General features: G+C 34.3%; 15 protein-coding genes. 9 read left to right on the forward strand and 6 right to left on the reverse strand.

The features are described 5' to 3' along the window. From ACTB0X_RS12105 to ACTB0X_RS12115, 3 genes are all read right to left on the reverse strand, one after another. The coding region (locus ACTB0X_RS12105; protein ID WP_463025291.1) for a carbamoyl phosphate synthase preATP-grasp domain-containing protein at positions 1-576 on the reverse strand (576 nt) is incomplete at its 3' end. Between the two features lie 141 nt (positions 577-717). After that, positions 718-3,651, reverse strand: coding sequence for a T9SS type A sorting domain-containing protein (locus tag ACTB0X_RS12110; protein WP_463025292.1), 2,934 nt, complete (start codon positions 3,649-3,651; stop codon positions 718-720). Positions 3,652-3,786: 135 nt separating this feature from the next. Further along, positions 3,787-4,545 carry a hypothetical protein gene (locus tag ACTB0X_RS12115; RefSeq protein ID WP_463025293.1) on the reverse strand — a complete coding sequence of 253 codons (759 nt, stop codon included), beginning with the start codon at positions 4,543-4,545 and terminating at the stop codon, positions 3,787-3,789. 25 nt (positions 4,546-4,570) lie between these two features. Between ACTB0X_RS12115 and ACTB0X_RS12120 the strand changes: the two genes are divergently transcribed. Continuing rightward, positions 4,571-5,011 (forward strand): OsmC family protein, encoded by a 441-nt coding sequence (locus ACTB0X_RS12120; RefSeq protein WP_463025294.1) that lies wholly within the window; start codon positions 4,571-4,573, stop codon positions 5,009-5,011. Here the strand turns inward: ACTB0X_RS12120 and ytxJ are convergent. Next, entirely contained in the window at positions 4,984-5,319 is a 336-nt protein-coding gene (gene ytxJ / locus ACTB0X_RS12125) for a bacillithiol system redox-active protein YtxJ (protein ID WP_463025295.1), read from the reverse strand. The two genes, ACTB0X_RS12120 and ytxJ, sit on opposite strands and share 28 nt — an antisense overlap. A gap of 236 nt (positions 5,320-5,555) precedes the next feature. On the opposite strand from ytxJ, the gene ung reads away from it, so the two are divergent. The 8 genes from ung to ACTB0X_RS12165 are packed head-to-tail and all read left to right on the forward strand — an operon-like array spanning position 5,556 to position 15,073. Then, positions 5,556-6,218: a uracil-DNA glycosylase gene (gene ung, locus ACTB0X_RS12130; protein WP_463025296.1), complete on the forward strand. Its 663-nt coding sequence runs from the start codon at positions 5,556-5,558 to the stop codon at positions 6,216-6,218. A gap of 12 nt (positions 6,219-6,230) precedes the next feature. Then, positions 6,231-7,964: a ShlB/FhaC/HecB family hemolysin secretion/activation protein gene (locus tag ACTB0X_RS12135; RefSeq protein ID WP_463025297.1), complete on the forward strand. Its 1,734-nt coding sequence runs from the start codon at positions 6,231-6,233 to the stop codon at positions 7,962-7,964. Positions 7,965-7,994: 30 nt separating this feature from the next. Further along, positions 7,995-8,603, forward strand: coding sequence for a L,D-transpeptidase family protein (locus tag ACTB0X_RS12140; RefSeq protein WP_463025298.1), 609 nt, complete (start codon positions 7,995-7,997; stop codon positions 8,601-8,603). Positions 8,604-8,613: 10 nt separating this feature from the next. Further along, positions 8,614-9,912 carry a DNA recombination protein RmuC gene (locus ACTB0X_RS12145; protein ID WP_463025299.1) on the forward strand — a complete coding sequence of 433 codons (1,299 nt, stop codon included), beginning with the start codon at positions 8,614-8,616 and terminating at the stop codon, positions 9,910-9,912. Then, entirely contained in the window at positions 9,902-11,164 is a 1,263-nt protein-coding gene (locus tag ACTB0X_RS12150) for a GWxTD domain-containing protein (RefSeq protein WP_463025300.1), read from the forward strand. Before ACTB0X_RS12145 ends, ACTB0X_RS12150 begins: the two co-directional genes overlap by 11 nt. Before the next feature lie 4 nt (positions 11,165-11,168). Then, positions 11,169-11,927, forward strand: coding sequence for a 23S rRNA (guanosine(2251)-2'-O)-methyltransferase RlmB (gene rlmB, locus ACTB0X_RS12155; protein WP_463025301.1), 759 nt, complete (start codon positions 11,169-11,171; stop codon positions 11,925-11,927). After that, the gene (locus ACTB0X_RS12160; protein WP_463025302.1) at positions 11,924-13,831 is read left to right on the forward strand and encodes a glycosyltransferase family 39 protein; all 1,908 of its coding nucleotides are present in this window, start codon (positions 11,924-11,926) and stop codon (positions 13,829-13,831) included. Before rlmB ends, ACTB0X_RS12160 begins: the two co-directional genes overlap by 4 nt. Before the next feature lie 30 nt (positions 13,832-13,861). Further along, on the forward strand, positions 13,862-15,073 hold the full coding sequence (locus ACTB0X_RS12165; RefSeq protein WP_463025303.1) for a 1-acyl-sn-glycerol-3-phosphate acyltransferase: 1,212 nt from the start codon (positions 13,862-13,864) through the stop codon (positions 15,071-15,073). 3 nt (positions 15,074-15,076) lie between these two features. Here the strand turns inward: ACTB0X_RS12165 and ACTB0X_RS12170 are convergent, their stop codons facing one another. Then, complete coding sequence (locus ACTB0X_RS12170) at positions 15,077-16,144, reverse strand: VOC family protein (protein ID WP_463025304.1); 1,068 nt, start codon at positions 16,142-16,144, stop codon at positions 15,077-15,079. Between the two features lie 11 nt (positions 16,145-16,155). Continuing rightward, complete coding sequence (locus tag ACTB0X_RS12175) at positions 16,156-16,959, reverse strand: SDR family oxidoreductase (protein ID WP_463025305.1); 804 nt, start codon at positions 16,957-16,959, stop codon at positions 16,156-16,158.

Here is a 16,959-nt window from a genome sequence, read left to right on the forward strand (position 1 = left end):
CAATTTATCAAACTCCTCAGCCGTATGAACAAATGAAGCTCCAGTCCCTCCTAGTGTATAAGATGGGCGAATAACTAAAGGAAAGCCTATTTCTTGAGCAAAGTTTTTTCCTTCTAAAAATGAATTTGCGATTTTAGAGGGAGCCACAGGAATTCCGATTTCTTGCATTAGAGTTTTAAACTCGTCCCTGTCTTCAGTGACATTGATTGCTGCTATATCGACTCCAATCATTCGCACATTATACTTTTCCCAAAGTCCAATCTCATCGCATTTTATGGCCAAGTTTAGTGCAGTTTGGCCTCCCATTGTTGGCAAAACAGCATCTAGGTCTGGATGTTTAATTAAAATCTCTTCAATCGACTCTGGTTCTAGAGGAAGCAGGTAGATATTGTCTGCAACAACTTTATCAGTCATTATCGTGGCCGGATTAGAATTTATCAATGTCACTTCTATTCCTTCCTCACGCAATGATCTTGATGCTTGTGAACCCGCATAATCAAACTCACATGCTTGTCCAATTACAATTGGACCGCTTCCAATAATCAAAACGTGTTTAATACTATTATCCTTTGGCATTACTTTTAGTTTTCTTAAAATTAGTTTGATTAATTAGTTTGCAAAACTACTATTTCTAGATAAATTTTTCGATTGATTTTATTAACAAGAGGGCATAAAAAAAGCGGAACAAAATGTTCCGCTTTTTCTTTATTTCTTAGCCTACTTAGCAACTATAAACTTTGCTGTTTTAACTTCAGTAGCTCCTCTTAATGTTAAGAAGTAACTTCCGTTACTCAAATCACTCAACTGTAATTGAATTTTTTGGGCTCCTTTTGGCATATTCCCTAATTGTTTTGTTTGAACAATTCTCCCTGAAAGATCATAAACTGTAATGGTCAAATTTTCAGATTTCCCTGTAGTAAATTCTATTGTAGAATTTGATACAACTGGATTTGGATACATTTTAATTTTAGACTCAAACGTATTGGTTGACGCCATTATTTCTCTTGCACTAACAAACTTGTCTGATTTAAATATTCCTCGACCATGACTTCCTGCGTATATAACACCAGAATTAGTGGCATATTTATATCCAAAAATTTGTTGCTGAACCTCATAAACAGGAACTCTAGCTAAACCAGCATTCTCCTCAGTCCATACTACATCATTTGCGTTAGCGGTAAATGCATTGTCTGTTGCATAAACACCGAACTCTGTCCCAATTACAACATTGTTGTTATTTGCTTTATCAATCACAGCAGAATAAACAGGAAACTTACCTAAACCTGTACCTTGAATTGATTCAAAAGAAGTAACTGGATCTCCTGCTGTAGTTGCAAAAGTGGTTCTGTAAACATAAACCTGATTGCTATAATTACCACATGTTACAATCACATTATCAGCATTATTAGGGTCTACTGCTATTCCAGTTACTGCTCGACCTGAAAACCTACCGAACCTTTTACATTTGATAAGGCTTGATCCAGTTGTAAAGGAATAGTCATTTGCAGACCATGCAGCATTCAAACCAGAAACTCTATATAAGTCTCCACCAGAAGTACCAGCGTAAATAATATCTCCGTCTCTAGATACGGCCATTGAAATAACAGTTCCATCAAATCCATCAGGCAATGAAGTTGACCCTGCAATTCTATTCCAGCGAATTTCTGTGCTTGCTATACTTTTAACAGCATCGCGAGTAATGTGCAAACTACTTGAGTTTCCTGAAACAGCAGCATTTGCTAAAATTGCCATAGATTGATAAGGATCAACAACTCCCTCAAAAGTAACTTGTATATTAGAATCTAACTTAACAACAGTAGTATCAGCAACAACAGTTACCTCATGCTTGATAAAGCGATTTCTAGTTTGACTAGGTAACAAAATTGAATCACCATATCTATATTCTTTATCAGTTCGGACTGTTATATCTAAAGTATCTCTTGAGTTTACATCGTTGAATGTCTCCCATAACCTAAATGAGGTATAAAATGGACCACAACCGGCAGTACCTATAGTTGGAGAGCATCTTCCAGACAAATCACTATTGTAAAAATTTCCCCCGTTGATATTCAAGCTTAGTATATCATCAGATATACCTGTCATCTTTAACACCTTACCATAATATAGAGAAGCAAAACCAACTTCAGGTACTAAGGCTGATAATTCACTATCAAAACCATCACCACCTCGAATCTCGACTCCAGTTCGTCCTTGACCGACGCTAAAACCAACCAGAAGTGATCCATTATCTTGAGCTCCACCCAACACTTTTCCAGTTGGACCAACACCAATGTCATAAAACTGAGTAACGTTATATCCTCTATTCGTAGATACGAACTGAGGCGTTTTGTCTGTTAAATTAGAAGATCTAAAAATCCCACCATCTGTTCCAATTAACGCTTCATTTCCACTTACAAACGTAATTCTATGAATATCTGAATGCACATAATTAGGATTACCGGTTGAACCAAAATTATAAGCAATTTGTGCCCATGATCCGGTAAAATTATTATTTTGTGATTGTTTCCACTCCCATAAGGTAACTCCACCAACTAAAATGTGTCCAGGATTAGTTTTTGAGACTGCAATAGCATTATCATAACCACCTTGGCATTGTTGCGAACTACAAAAAGGATCAAAAGAAGTAGTGCCTCCTGGTCCAATTACAGTCCAGTTTACTCCACCATCAATTGATTTTAGTATTCCAGACAATCTACTTACGGTAGCAGAAGCATAAACTACATTTGGATCAGAAGGAGCTATTGCGATTTCAGTTCTACCTGAAACAATTGGCAAAGGTGAATTCACAAATGTACCTGAATCACCATTTGGAGACAAGTAAATATCTTGCCCAAAAGCAGCAATCACTTTTCCGTTAGATGCAACGTCTACATCCTGACATGCTCTAGTCATGGCAGGTATTACTTCTTTCCAAGTTACTCCTGCATCAGGAGACATCATTAATCCGTCGACTTGTGCTACAAAAATCCGATTTGAATTTGTTGGATCAACAGCAAGGTGGTTAATTCCAGACCATCTTATCCCTCTATTATTTGCGAAAGATGGACCCACTAATTGTTGAACTTGACCATTGCCAATTAATTTAAACACTCCTTCTCCAATCATTTCTGAACCGAGTCCTTTGTTATTAATTGATCCGTCAAATAAAGGCCCTGTACCAAAATAGATAGTTCCATCAGGTGCTTGAGCTAAATCAGCAATAGCCATATTGTCTAGACTATTGTTGTAAGCTGTCCAAGAAACACCTCTATTCTCAGAAATCCAGATTCCTCCGGAAACAGCCCCTGCAATGTATCTGTTTGGATTTTGGTTATCTACGATTAAAGCTCTAGTCCTTCCACCCACATTATCAGGCCCCATTTCTTGCCAATTAATATTGGCCGCCTTTGGAACGTACTTAGCTTGTAGCTCTTTCCTTACTCTTAGAACTTCATCAACAGGAATTTTACCAGTTGCATCAGCACGAAGCATTTTATAATATTCTGCCATTCCTTTTGCTAGTGGTGCGGATGCAGAAAGTGTTGTATTTTTAGGATAATAAGCCTGTTCTTGATTAGACAACATAGAGTTGGCACCTAAAATGACACCACCTAATGCTAATAACCCAATGGTAAACTTTTTGACTTTCATATTATTAATTCTTTTTAAATAAAAACTACAGAAAACAGCCACAAGATAAGTAAATTTAAAATAAACATACTACTCTTTTGACAATTTTACACTTTAATATCTTAGACTATTTTAACAACTAAAACGCTGCCTTGTTCATTCATTTTTTTTCACTCCATAAAGTAAATTAATAGAGAGACTGTAATAAAACTGCTGATTTTCTGAGTAGGCCATTATTGGAATTTTTCTGGCAAATCCATCAAAAGTAAAACCTACTTCTATTGCTTTTAACACATTATTACTGTTAGCATATTCAAAATTCAAACCTAATTTAGCATGTATACCAGGCTCTAATTTTATTTTTTCGATTCCCTTAAGTATGGACGCTCTACCATATATATTACTTGATTCATGATTAACAGGATCATACCTTTCTGTAGAATAGTAACTATTAGATAAAGGGTCATTGGGGTCTATTTCATCTTTAATAATAATTAAATAGACGGGTTTTAAGAAAGCAATTGTAGGACCGATTAACGCCGTATAATTGATTGAAACTCCACTGATGCTTTGTTTAGAAATAAATGATTTATGAACACCTATTGATGGCCTTAAAAAAGTTAATGTATTTAATTTACCAAATACATAACCTTTTGCATCTTCATGAAAAGGGTGATAGGTTTTAATTTCTCTGTGATTTTTCCAATTTACAATCTCAATTTGATACAACCGTTGTTTAAACCCAGTTAAAAATTTGCCATATCTAAAATTCGCACCAAAACCATTGGTATGGATTAAAAGTCCACCTGCCAATTCCGTATTGTACTTTACCACTGTTTCTTCAAAAATAGTTTCTTGAGAAAAAGCAGAGTTAAGAATTAGGGATAAAAAAAATGTTATTATTGCTTTATTCATAATCTCAAACAAAAATAGCAATTAAATGAATAGTATAAACGAGACACCAACCATTATAGGAAGTTATGCAAAAAACTTAAGAACTGAACTGATTCATCAGAAATCCAGTACTAAAATTTTGACAGATGCTCCATTAGATAACAATGGAAAAGGTGAACAATTTTCCCCAACTGATTTATTGGCAGGAGCGCTAGCATCATGTATTTTAACGGTAGCAGCAATTAGAGCAACTGAAAATAATTTTGAAATCGGGGAATGTGAATTTAATGTCTTGAAAAAAATGCAATCGGATCCAAGGAAAATAAAGACCATTCAAATTCAATTTATTTTCCAGAATGAATTTAATGATTCACAAAAGAAAATTATAAATAAGGCAATTAAAACTTGCCCGGTGGCGCTGAGTTTAAATCCAGATATAAATCAAGAAATATCTACTATTTATGCTAACGCGCTTAAGATAGATTGAGGCACTATGGAGTTATGCGATGCTGTATATATGACTTCGCCATTTTTGAAAATTAAAACTTGAGGACTTTCATGTTCTACCGAGAACTCACTAGCTATGAAATTAGATAAATCCCGATAACGGATCAAGTCAAGATAAAGAAACTGATCAATTGGAATAGATTCAATCCACTTATTCTCCAACCTATTTTTAGCCATTGAACTTATGGAACATCTAGTGCTATGTTTAAAAAGCAAAAACAGTCGCCCTGAATTGTCTTTTTTTACATTGTCAATAGATTCTATTGAATTCACTTCAATCCAATTCATTTTTTATGAAGGAGAGTTTGATTTCACAATCTCTGCTTTACTGTAAGCAGCACATTTGTGGGACGACTTACATGAAAATAAAACTACTGCTAAAACTACTAGAGAAAATACTAATGCTATTTTTTTCATCTTTGAAATTTCAAATTATTTTACAAATGTAAGAATTAGGAAACTAACAAATTTAAATAATTGTTATTTTATGAACATCAAATATTGAATAACCGAAATTGAAATCTATGAAAATAAAAAATAGAGAATGGCAAAAATGGCTCCATAATGAACTTGACAAAGGCTATTATAAAAAATTGGAGCAGTTTCTTGAGCATGAATATGCGAATAAAACAATATTTCCCCCACAGAGAGAAATTTTTAATGCCCTAGAAATAAATCCTCCACAAAAAATTAAAGTAGTTCTTCTTGGACAAGATCCTTATCATAAAAAAGGTCAAGCTCACGGATTATCATTTAGTGTGAATAATGGCATTGCGATTCCTCCAAGTCTCAGAAATATTTTTAAGGAAATAGAAAGTGATTTGGCTGTTAAAAATATACATACCGACTTAACTCCTTGGGCTCAACAAGGTGTACTTTTGTTAAATACTGTTTTAACTGTGGAGGAAGGAAAAGCTGACTCGCACAAGGATAAAGGCTGGGAGGAGCTTACAGATTCTATTATTTCTCAGATAAGTAAAAATAATAAAGGTGTCATTTTTTTGTTATGGGGTAGCAAAGCCATCAAAAAGAAAATCTTGATTGACGTTTCAAAACATTATATATTGGAAGCCCCCCACCCTTCTCCACTGTCGTCTTACAGGGGATTTTTTGGTTGCAAACACTTTTCAAAGGCTAATAATATATTAGTTGAATTGGGAAAAGAACCCATAAATTGGCAAACTTAAATCGACCATTAATTGAAACTCATTTTTTCTATACTATTATTAGTCATTCTACCTTTGATAACGGTTGCACAAAAGATATCGATTCAATATTTTAGTGATTTAAAAATTGATACTCGGATTCAACTTCCAAAAACTGCGAAAGACTCCATTGGCGTAATTCGAATCGCACAAAATATTATTAATCAATACAGAGAAAATTCATACCTCACTGCATCAGTTGACAGTATTGTTTATACCAATTCAGACTCAGCCAATCTCTTTCTATACATTGGCAAAGAGTTTTCATGGAGTAAATTAAGTAAAGGAAATATCAGTGATGAAGCATTAAGTAAAGTAAACTATAGAGAGAATATTTATTTCAACCGGCCATTTAAAGGCAAAGAAACTGGCATCTTCTTGGAAAATCTATTGAAATATTATGAAAACAATGGTTTTCCATTTGCTCAAATAAGCCTAAAGGTTCAGGAAATAAACAACACAGGTTTAATTGCAGATTTAAATGTTGAAAAGGGTCCGGAATATAAAATTGACAGTATTTTAATTTATGGAAACTCTAAGGTTGGTGAGCGATTCTTATACAATTATATTGGTCTAAAGCCCGGCAGCGCATATAACGAGACTTTAATAAATGACATTGGAACTCGATTGGATGAGATTCCATTCCTCGTGCAGACTAGACCATTTGAAGTACAATTTTTTGAAAAGGAATCTAAAGTACTGATATACCTTAAAAAGAAACCTGCAAGCAGGTTTGATGGAATTTTAGGAGTATTAACCAATGAAGAAACAGGAAAAATTGACATTACTGGAAACATCGAATTAAACCTAAAAAACGCAATAGGGAAAGGAGAAGCATTTGATTTAGAATGGCGGAAGCTTATTGGTGAAACGCAAAACCTTAAAATTCATCTAAACTATCCTTTCTTGTTTAATACTCCGTTTGGAGTTGATGCAGGATTTGAGCTTTACAAAAGAGATACCTTATTTTTAGATGTTTCTTTTAAATTAGGTTTGCAATATGTCTTTAAAGGCTATGATTACATTCAGGTTTTTATAAAAAATAATTCATCTCGGAGACTTGGTTCAAATACAACATCATCTGCCCCGCTTCTTGACCTGCCTCCATATGCTGATTACAATTCTATATTATACGGTATAGAATATAATAAAGAAAAATTGAACTATAGATATAACCCACAAAGAGGTTATCAATTAAATATCAATGCCTCAACCGGAAATAAAAACATTCAACCTATAGCATCACTGCAAGAAACAAACCCTTCCATTTATGAGGGCATTCCATTAAAAAGCAGTATTTTCCAAGGGAAATTTGATGGCAGTTATTACATTCCAATCGCCAAAAGAAGTGTTATTAAATTAAGAAATCAAATGGGATACTTATTTAATGAATCTTTGTTCGACAACGAATTATTTCGAATTGGGGGAATAAAAACACTTAGAGGATTTGACGAAGAATCTATATTTGCTTCTAGTTACATCATTGGAACAATAGAATACAGATTTATTCTTGACAAAAATTCAAGTATTTACTTATTCTCTGATGGTGGATATTATGAAAAAATAAAAACGACCATACACGATACCCCTATTGGCTGTGGGGTGGGAATGAACTTTCAAACAGGAGCCGGTATATTCTCAATAAATTACGCTGTTGGAAAGCAATTTGACAATCCAATTGATTTTAGGGCATCTAAAATTCATTTCGGCTTTGTTAATTTTTTCTAAACCAATTACCTTTGCTCAAACTCAAATTATTTGAAATCTAAATTCACCTTCGCGATACTGTTTTTGTTTTTAATCAATTTCAACCCAGCACTAAAAGCAGGAGGAATTGCCACATTTATTGATGATTACATTAATATAAAATACCAGCGGTCTTTTGATTCATACCTTTTTGTTTCCGTGAAACGACAAAAAATATTTTATATAAAAAACGGGAATGTGGAGAAAATCTTTCTGATCTCTACAGCAAAAAAAGGATTAGGCCAAGAAATTCACAGTGAAAAAACCCCAGAAGGATTACACCAAATCAAGCAAATGATAGGAAGTAATCTTCCGAAAGATGCAATTTTGAGGGAGAGAGAATACAGTGGAGAAATAGCTACTATCTACACAGATGAAACAGATGTAGAGGATGATTTCGTAACTAGTCGAATTATGTGGTTAGAAGGATTAGAAAGTGGAATTAATAGAGGTGGAAATGTAGATTCTTATAGTAGGTATATCTATATTCACGGCACTCCTGAAGAAGGGTTGATCGGCAAGCCAGCAAGCCATGGATGTGTCCGAATGAAAAACAGTGAAGTGATAGAATTATTTGATTTGGTTCAAGTGAATACTCCTGTTCTAATTTTGAACTATTAAAATTTCGTCCATGGAAATCTTCATCTATTCAATCATTTCTATCCTAATTGGAATTGCAGTAGGATTTGTTATTCAGAAACAAATCCTGCCGAAAGTTGAAAAAAGTGAATCCTTTTTAAGAATGGAAGCTGAATACAATTCTATTCTGTCTCAATTGATAGAATTGAAAAATGAAAAAAACAACCTTCAAGGAGAGAACAATTTGCTTCTAGCAGCAAAAAGTTCTTTGGCAGAAAGAAATAGTCAGCTCACTATTAATCAAGAAAAACAGAAGGAAGAAATTGAGAAAATGAGCATTCGTTTTCAGAATGAATTCGAGTTACTAGCGAATAAGATCCTTTCAAAAAACACCAAAGATTTTTCAGAAACACATCAATTAAAACTCGCTGAAATCCTAAACCCATTGCAGACCAAAATAAAGAACTTTGAAGAATCGATAGAAAAAAAATATATCGATGACACCAAAGAAAGGGCGGGTTTAAAGCAAGAGTTGAAACAATTGTTATTATTGAATGAAACTTTAAGAGATGAAGCAAACAACCTGACCAATGCATTAAAAGGAGAATCCAAAACTCAAGGAAATTGGGGGGAGTTAGTTTTAGAACGAATTCTTGAAAATTCTGGATTGCAAAAAGGGGAAGAGTATGATACTCAGTTTAGCGGTAAGAATGAGGCGGGCAAACGACTGCAACCTGACATTATCATAAAGTTGCCTGAAAACAAACATCTAATTATTGATTCAAAAGTTTCATTAACCGCTTACGAACGATTTTCTACATCAGATGATATCTTAGAAAAAGCGACTGAGCTAAAGTCCCATATTGTGTCTATAAAAAGTCACATCAAATTATTATCTGAAAAACATTATCAAAATATTAATCACCTGAATACTCCTGATTTTGTGATGCTTTTTATTCCAATTGAAAGTTCTTTTGGCATCGCCATCAGAGAGGACAAGGCACTTTTTCAATATGCATGGGATAAGAAAATCGTCATTGTTTCCCCTTCGACATTATTGGCTACTTTGCGCACAATAGCCTCCGTATGGAAATATGAAAAACAAAATAACAATGCGATGGAAATTGCCAAGAAAGCAGGCCAATTGTACGATAAATTTGTAGGTTTTTTAGATGATCTAGAAAAGCTAGGAAAAAACATGGATCAGTCCAAATCCAACTATGATCAATTGATGAATAAAATTAGCTTAGGAAATGGTAATTTAGTAAAACGAACCCAAGAGTTGAAAAAGCTTGGAATAAAACCGACAAAAGATATTCCTAAAAACTTTTTAGAACCTAATGAAGATTAAAAATCAACTACTTCCGACATTACTAATAACTCTAATACTGTTTAGTTGTAGTACTACACAAAACACATCAAATATCAATTTCGCCTACATGTATGATCCAGATCCTGCGATCATCCGTCCAAATTTTAAAATTTTTCATTTAAACGAGACTGAATCTAACTTCTATTTTGGGATTGAATCCACGGAAGTTTTGTACAGTAAACTCGAAAAAGACACTCTTTCTGTAGCAAATTTAAAAATTAAATATAAGCTATTCGAGCAATCCAATTTAGAAGTTATTTTGGATAGTACTACTTACCACATGAGAGATACTGTAAGTGTAAAAGTTGCAAAAACACTATATGGAGGCTTTCTTATTCCTGCAGAAGCGAACAAAAAATATTTCTTAGAGGTAAGAATAAGAGATGTAAATAGGGATTTGAATACTGTTGAGTTTTTTACTTTTGTGAAGTACCAGCAAGTCGATGAAAGCAACTTTATGTTGTTAGATTCAAATGACCTACCCATTCTAACTAGCATTGTTAATCCCAATCAACCAATTAAAATTGTCAAGAGTCCTTGGATTGCAAACAAAGAGTACAAGATTGAACAATACATTGAGCCATTTGCACTTCCTCCTCCGCCATTTGCAGACAAAGGGTTGGCATACACTCTGCCTTCAACCTCCGACTATGAAAAGGATGTGTATTTGGAGGATACTATTAATTATACTTTTATAAGCAATGGATTATATGCCATACATGATGATAGTTTAAATCAAGTTTATGCTATTTTGTGCTTACATGAAGGGTTCCCAAAGCTCACTAAAGTGGATTATTTAATAGAGCCAACTAGATATATTTCGACTCAATCCGAATTTGAAAAGCTAAAAATAGACCTTGACAAAAAGGCGGCTGTAGATAATTTTTGGTTAACCATTTCGAATGATTTTAACCGAGCGAAACAGATTTTAGGAGAGTACTACAAACGAGTAGAAAGTGCCAATAGATATTTCACTGACGTGCAAGAAGGTTGGAAAACAGATAGAGGATTGATTTACTTGATTTACGGGACTCCATCAACAATTTATAAGGGCTATAATTATGAGAATTGGGTGTATGGAGAAGAGACCAACATGCTTTCCATTACCTTTAAATTTAGACGATTAAATAGTCCATTATCAAAAAATACATACATTTTAGAACGCAGTCAAAGCTTCAAGAGCGCTTGGTATAGAGCAGTAGACAATTGGAGACAAGGACGAGTATATTAAAACCATGAGAGAAAACGAAAACGATAAGAAAAAACCAAATGAATTATTTTTTGGTATCCGAGCAGTAATTGAAGCAATAAGAGCTGGGAAAGATGTAGAAAAGGTTTTGGTTCAACAGGATTTAAGAGGCCCGTTATTAACTGAGTTAAGAAAAACCATCAAACAGTATGGTATCCCTAGTCAAAATGTTCCTGAAAACCGGTTAAAGTATATTGATGGAAATCATCAGGGAGTTATCGCTTATCTTTCTCCCATAGAGTTTTTTGATATCGACGATTTATTAGCCGGGATCTATGAAAGAGGTGAAAATCCATTTTTGTTAATTGCTGACCGAATTAATGACGTGAGGAATTTTGGAGCGATTTGTCGTTCGGCAGAATGCGCTGGAGTTCATGCCATCATCATTCCTGCAAAAGGATCAGCAGAAATCACAGCTGATGCTGTTAAGACATCAGCCGGCGCGCTAATGCGAATTCCGGTATGCCGTGTTAAAAGTTTACCAGCTTTAGCAGAGAATTTAAAAAACTCAGGAATTCAATTAATTAGCTGTACTGAAAAAACTGAAAGATTGATGACTGATGCAAACCTGAAGGGTCCAGTAGCAATAATTGTTGGAAACGAAGAAGTGGGAATTTCTTCGACACTTTTAAATTTATCAGATCAGTGTGTTAAAATTCCATTGAAAGGTGAGATCGGTTCGTTAAATGTATCAGTAGCAGCTGGAATTATTGTATTTGAAGCTTTGCGCCAAAGAGATTTATGAAGTTTGATGAGAAAACAAGTGTAAAGTATCTTCTATGGCTGATTGTTATTCTGGGCACAGCTCTAAGGCTCTTCCATTTGAACGATTGGAGTCTGACTAATGACGAATTAAGTGCAATAACCAGAACGCAACATGACTCAAACTTATCACTTTGGCTATCATACGCTTCTGCACCAGACACCCATCCTCCTCTAGTTCAGTTTTTTATTTATAATTGGACTTTACTATTTGGGTTTAATCAAGTAGCTTTAAGGATCCCATTCATTATTTTTGGAATCATTTGTATTCCACTCAGCTATCGTGTATTTCGGATGTGGTTTTCTGACATTACAGCAGTATATGTGGCTGCCGGTATCGGATTATTGCAGTACCCGATTCTATACTCTCAAATGGCAAGACCTTATAGTGTCGGCCTGCTATTCATGTTATTATTCGCTTATTACTGGACCAAGTTAGTTTTACTAAATCGGTATAATTTTAAAACGTATCTTTTATATATTCTCATTGGGATCTGCTCCCTTTACATTCATTATTTTTTATCTTTAAATATTTTCATTCTAGGAGTTTCAGGATTATTCCTAATAAAAAAATACCGTAGAAAAGCCTATTTAATAATTAATACAATTGTTGCAATTGGCTTTCTACCCTATTTGAAATATTTTCTAATTCAGCTCAAAATTGGAGGAGTTGGTGATTGGTTGCCCTTACCTGAATTCAACTTCTACCTTACCTATCTATTTTATACTTTCAATTATAGCTGGTTAACTATCCTAATAATTGCAACTATCTCTATTTTAGGATTGGTGTCTTACAAAAACAAATTCAATAAAAACTCTTGGGTTTTGCTCGTTTTGGTTTTGGCGCCTTATTTAATTGGTCATATCTATTCCATTAAAGTAAATCCAGTTTTACAATACTCTACCTTAATTTTTAGCTTTCCATTTTTATTGGCTTTCGTTTTCTCGTCAATAGAGGGCAAAGACTTGAAAGGTTTGTATGGTATTTTATTAATTATTTTTATTGGGGTTGCTACTTTCACTTCTTATAGAACTTGGGATAATTATCATTTACACCCATTTGGCAATTTCAAAAATGCCTCTACAGTGATGCACAATTGGGCTGATGAGTTGCCAGAAAACAGCAGCGATATTATTATAAATGCCGTAAACTATAACTATTACGAATTCTATTTAAAGCAGTTAAATTGCCAACATCAATTTCTAAAAACTACAATAAAAAGTGAAAAAGACTTGGGTGATTTAAGCAAGCATTTTGCAAACAGCAAAAAGGAAAATTTAATCTTTTCATGGTCTGCGGTCAATAATTATTACGAATTGAAGGAGTTGATACGGTATTACTTTCCAGAGATTAAAAAACTTGATGGTCATTTTAATTATGAAGTTATTCATTTTACTAAGGGAATACCACCTGTAAAAACGATTGATTATTATTCTAGTTTTGAAAGCCCAAATACAGAATGGAATTTCAATACCACCTTCATTGATACAATGAATAGCAAAACTGGAATTAAATCCATATTAGTAACTCCTGAACAAGAATATCCAGTTTCATTGAAAGATATTGACGCATCAGATTTTAATCCCGGAGAAGCCAATATCATTACCTTCTTAGTTCATTTTAAATCCAACCAACCCTTGGATGCTTTACTTGCCATTTCTATTGATAATGAATCAGGCAATCAGAATTGGCGTGGAATGTCGTTAAAGGAATTTAACCAACAAGGACAGTGGTCAGTGGGTTTAGTTTCTATATTTTTAGCTCAGCCCTTGGAGAAAAATGACAAAATAAAGGCTTATGTTTGGAATCGAAATCATGAAACTTTTTGGCTGGATGATGTCTCCTTTTATGCTTATTCAGACAGCAAATATTATCTAAAAAAATAACCCTTGCTTTACTATTTCATTAAGTACATAATGCGGTTTTCGTTATTCGTTTTCTATAAACGAATCATTAAAAATGGTTTTGCAAACATCCCATTAAACAAACCGAGTATTTTTGCCTGTACTCACCCCAACTCTTTCTTGGATGCTATTATTATTGGGGCTTATAGCCCTCGAAAATTATATTTCTTAGCTCGATCAGATGTTTTCAATACTTCATTTAAAAAGTGGTTGCTTTCGAAGATGAACTTGATCCCCATCTACCGATTACAAGAAGGAAGTGAGAATTTGCACAAAAACGAAGATACTTTCGCCAAGTGTTTTGAGATTATGAAAAAAGGGGGTTCTATTCTTATCTTCTCCGAAGGAATTAGTATCACCGACAAATTGGTGCGTCCCTTAAAAAAAGGAACTGCTCGAATTGCTTTTGGAGCAGAATCATACAATAACTTTTCTCTCGATTTACAAATCGTGCCGATGAGTTTAAATTACAACTATCCAGCAAAATTTAGAACCGAAGTTGTTGTTGGTGTTGAGAAGCCGATTGCTCTAAAAGAGTATAAAGAATTATATGAAGAATCGGAAGTAAAAGCGATTCGACAATTTAACGAAGCACTGCTTGCAGGAATAAAAGCAGCCAGTATCATCGTAGACGAAAAAACGGAAATTGGGAAAACCTATGAGATCATTGCTCCTATTTATCGGTCACAATTATCTGATCAATCGGTTCGTTTGGATCAAGAACAGCGCTGGGCCAATTTAGCAGACAACTCAAAATTAATCGAAACGGCAAAAGAATATTCAGTGTTAAATAATGGCATCACAAATGAAGATGCGATTGAAGAAGGAAGAGTAAATCCAGTCTACAGTTTAGGGGTTCGACTTGCTTTTTATATTTTATTTATTCTAGGCTACCTTCCAAATGCTTTACCCTTTATTTTAGCTGAAAAGGTTACAGACAAAAAAGTTAGACTTATAGAGTTTTACGCTTCGGTACGGCTATGTTTATCAGTATTAATCTACCTCGTTTACTTTCCAATTGTTAGTTATATTGTTGGTGCACTATTAAGTATACCGACAATCATAATCGGGTCCTTCTTTATTCTTTCAGGAACTTTATATACTTCCATAAGAGATACTTTTAGAAAGCAGATAGAATCCTATCAATTCTTCTCATCAACTAATTTTGAGAAGGCTATTGTGTTAAGAAATAAATTATTGGATTATCGAAAAATAACTGATTAGATTCTAATCTTTCACCCGATTAAATCGCAATGCTTTAACCATCCAAGTAGGTAAACTTTTTTCAGGATTCCGATTCTTCAAATTCAAGTACCAACCCATTTTTTTCATGATTGGAATTTTATGTGTTTCCACAAATTCTATTAGAGTTCCATCAGGATCTGAAATGTATGAGAAATGGCCTGCAGCTTCACCCATATCAAAGCTATTTTGACTGTCTACGGTAAAAGGAAAACCCTTTTCTTCACACTCATTTCGCAAAGAATCCATATGACGAATATCGAAGCAGATATGAATAAATCCAAGGTCGCCCCAATACCTATCTTTGTATATTTTAGTTCCTTTTTCTTCACTTAAAGCAACTAATTCAATCGTTGATGGTCCTAATAATTTACTGAAGCTACCCTTTCTTAAAGAGGTATGTTTTAGTTTAATTCTTCTCGCTTTTCTTTTACCACCGTTTAGGTTAGCAAAATCTTCAAAAACTCCAGTTTCGTCGTAAACCACTTCGTCATACTCCAAAATATCACGATATACTTTCAATGCAGCATCAATATCAGAAACACCAATAATAGCACCACTCGCTCCTCCTGTTGAATAACTATTGCGGTCGAACCAACCATCGGCTTCTTCCATTTGGAAAATATTTCCGTAAAGGTCTTTAACAAAAAAATGTTTCTTCCCAGCAGGATCTTTCATTACATCTGAAAGCACCTCCAATTGGTCCTTTTTATATTTTTTGTGCAAGGCCTCTACATTCACTACTTTCATTTTAGCAGCGTAAATGCCATGATCCCCAAATTTAATTTCAAAATTAGCTGGTTCGGGTAAACGAGAAGTAAACTGCCATATTTCAAAACCACCACCACCTTGCATATTTATAGCAAGTACGGCATTGCGTTTATGCACTTCATTACCAGTATAATTGATCATTAACTTTGCCTCCGCCTCTTCCTGAAAAATAGGCACATCCATCCCAAAATTTTTGCGATACCACGCCCATGCTTGAGGCACATTTGGCACTCCAATTCCAATCTGCTGAATTCCGCTAATTATCTTTCCTTGCTTTTCCAAAATGATATGAATTAAACTGGTTTGATATTTTTTGCAATTTTAAAGAAAATTGACGGGGTAAACCGTCGAATTGCTAAAAGTAATAGTTCTCGCTTTCCAACAAAAATTTCTATTCGCTTTTTTTCTAATCCACGAACAATCTTTTTTGCACATTCAGTAACATTCATACCATTTTGAAGTCCTTCGTCCATCTTTTGGTGAGAATTGCCTTTCCCATCTATAGCATGTTTCGAAATATCTGTTTGAATCCTTCCAGGGTAAACGATACTCACATCAATGCCATTGTTATTTTCTTCTAAATATAAAGTCTCTAAATAGCCTTTCAACGCATGTTTTGATGCTGAATAGGATGATCGTAAAGGGAATCCAAATTTTCCAACGATACTGCTCACTCCAACGATATGCCCTGATTTTCGCTCAATCATTTGAGGCAGAACCAATGATGTTAGTTCTAAAGCTCCAAAATAATTCACTTGCATTAATTGTTGGTGAACGGGCAAAACAGTATCTATAACTAGTCCTCTTTGACTCATCCCTCCATTATTTATGAGCACTTCAACTTTAATGGATTTTGATTGGATAGATTGAAATGCCGATTGAATGCTGTCTGAAATCGCCAAATCTAACACTTGAACAATTACTTTTGAATTATAAGATTCACACTCTTGGGCTACTAGGTCTAAATCAGGTTTTTTTCGAGCTGAAAGGATCAAGTTTGCTCCTTTTTTAGCCATTTCAATAGAGAGTGCTTTTCCAATACCTGAAGAAGCACCTGTAATCCACACCCATTTATTTTGAAATGATTTTTGTCCCAT

This window comes from Acidiluteibacter sp., from assembly GCF_055129545.1.

What these genes read in the sequence shown, in the direction of transcription:
- ACTB0X_RS12110 (WP_463025292.1), bottom strand. Translation starts at nt 3,651, where the DNA reads ATGAAAGTCAAAAAGTTTACCATTGGGTTATTAGCATTAGGTGGTGTC.
- ACTB0X_RS12115 (WP_463025293.1), bottom strand. Translation starts at nt 4,545, where the DNA reads ATGAATAAAGCAATAATAACATTTTTTTTATCCCTAATTCTTAACTCT.
- ACTB0X_RS12120 (WP_463025294.1), top strand. Translation starts at nt 4,571, where the DNA reads ATGAATAGTATAAACGAGACACCAACCATTATAGGAAGTTATGCAAAA.
- ytxJ (WP_463025295.1), bottom strand. Translation starts at nt 5,319, where the DNA reads ATGAATTGGATTGAAGTGAATTCAATAGAATCTATTGACAATGTAAAA.
- ung (WP_463025296.1), top strand. Translation starts at nt 5,556, where the DNA reads ATGAAAATAAAAAATAGAGAATGGCAAAAATGGCTCCATAATGAACTT.
- ACTB0X_RS12145 (WP_463025299.1), top strand. Translation starts at nt 8,614, where the DNA reads ATGGAAATCTTCATCTATTCAATCATTTCTATCCTAATTGGAATTGCA.
- ACTB0X_RS12150 (WP_463025300.1), top strand. Translation starts at nt 9,902, where the DNA reads ATGAAGATTAAAAATCAACTACTTCCGACATTACTAATAACTCTAATA.
- rlmB (WP_463025301.1), top strand. Translation starts at nt 11,169, where the DNA reads ATGAGAGAAAACGAAAACGATAAGAAAAAACCAAATGAATTATTTTTT.
- ACTB0X_RS12160 (WP_463025302.1), top strand. Translation starts at nt 11,924, where the DNA reads ATGAAGTTTGATGAGAAAACAAGTGTAAAGTATCTTCTATGGCTGATT.
- ACTB0X_RS12165 (WP_463025303.1), top strand. Translation starts at nt 13,862, where the DNA reads ATGCGGTTTTCGTTATTCGTTTTCTATAAACGAATCATTAAAAATGGT.
- ACTB0X_RS12175 (WP_463025305.1), bottom strand. Translation starts at nt 16,959, where the DNA reads ATGGGACAAAAATCATTTCAAAATAAATGGGTGTGGATTACAGGTGCT.